Genomic DNA, 1,164 nt, shown 5'->3' with positions numbered 1-1,164 from the left:
TGCTGATCGAGGAGGTCGCCGCATGGGAGCGCACCCGCAATAGGGATCACGTCAAGGCCAACTGGCACTTCACCACCGCAAACGCCCGCATCAAACTGAAGCGGCTATACCCCGCACTATGAGCGACTCGGGGTACTAGCTCCTCAAGTTCAAATTCCATCTGGTCCAGCAGCCGCGCCGTGCGTTCCGCCCGCGGGCCGTAGATGGTGCGCGTGAGCTTCTCGATCTGCAGCTTCAGATGCGCGATATAGGCCGCGATATCCGACCGCTCGGCCTGGGCAGCGGCGGCATTCGCCCGGGCCAGATCAAGTTGAGCGAAGGCCGAACGGACGATATCCTTCAGCGCATCGATATCGTCTGGCAAGGCCGAAGGATCAAACGCCATGACCCGCATAGAATCACAAACAGCAATGGTTTTGCTAGAAAATTCCGCCCGCGGTGAACAGATTTTCGGCTATCCCGCAGCTTGCGGGCGCCAAGTTTTCTGAGGGTTTCGCCAGTCGATTCCTTCGAGGAGATAACCCATCTGCCCGGGCGTGAGTGCCACAACGCCGTCCACGGTTTGCGGCCAAATAAATTTTCCGCGGTCCAGCCGCTTGGCGTAAAGTGACAGGCCGATGCCGTCATGCCAGAGCGCCTTGAGCAGCGAGCCGCTACGTCCGCGGAAGAGGTAAATGTCGCCCGCGAATGGATCACGGCCGAGCCCCTCTTGCACCTGCAGAGCCAGGCCCCGCATGCCACGGCGCATATCAGTGTGGCCCGAGGCCAGCCAAAAGCTCAACGGCCTCGATCCGGAAGCCTATCTCACGGACGTCATCGAACGAATGGCTAAGGGGTATCCCATCAACAGGCTGAGCAAACTTTTACCCTGGAATTGGAACAAAACCAAGATCAGCCTCACCGCCTAAGCCCGCGCGGTCATTGGCTGACGCTTACTCTCCATCTCAAACCGTCCCGTGCTCAAAGTGACGCTCATAGAAGCGCCCTTATGAGCGCTCAATACGCAGTCAAGGCAGGCGGTTCAGACCGGCTTTCAATTACCCACAATTTGCATGCCGATCATAACGCCGAGTTTGATATCCGTGAGGCGTGAGAGCCCGCGCCACATGACGATGTTTCCGGGGGGAGGATCGGTCGCGCGTGCGAGATAGCCGCCGAGTTGGG

General features: G+C 59.1%; 1 protein-coding gene and 3 pseudogenes. 2 read left to right on the top strand and 2 right to left on the bottom strand.

Annotated features, from left to right (window positions below; all coding sequences use genetic code 11):
• Window positions 1-122: pseudogene (locus AiwAL_RS20280) on the top strand (IS630 family transposase); the annotation flags it as partial.
• A gap of 14 nt (window positions 123-136) precedes the next feature.
• On the opposite strand, the pseudogene AiwAL_RS20275 reads toward AiwAL_RS20280, so the two are convergent.
• Together AiwAL_RS20275 and tnpB are read right to left on the bottom strand one after the other, a co-directional pair.
• Window positions 137-385: pseudogene (locus AiwAL_RS20275) on the bottom strand (IS66 family transposase); the annotation flags it as partial.
• A 69-nt stretch (window positions 386-454) separates the two neighbouring features.
• Window positions 455-781, bottom strand: a complete 327-nt coding sequence (tnpB, locus tag AiwAL_RS20270; protein ID WP_408852012.1) for an IS66 family insertion sequence element accessory protein TnpB — start codon at window positions 779-781, stop codon at window positions 455-457.
• Here tnpB and AiwAL_RS20265 point away from each other — a divergent pair.
• A pseudogene (locus AiwAL_RS20265) lies at window positions 774-908 on the top strand (transposase domain-containing protein); the annotation flags it as partial. The gene tnpB and the pseudogene AiwAL_RS20265 sit on opposite strands and share 8 nt — an antisense overlap.
• Window positions 909-1,164 lie beyond the last annotated feature (256 nt).

The sequence above is a fragment of the Acidiphilium sp. AL genome, assembly GCF_025499445.1.
Taxonomy (GTDB): Bacteria; Pseudomonadota; Alphaproteobacteria; order Acetobacterales; family Acetobacteraceae; genus Acidiphilium; species Acidiphilium iwatense.
Note: the sequence above shows the minus strand (reverse complement) of the source record. Positions and strands in the feature narration are given on the sequence as shown.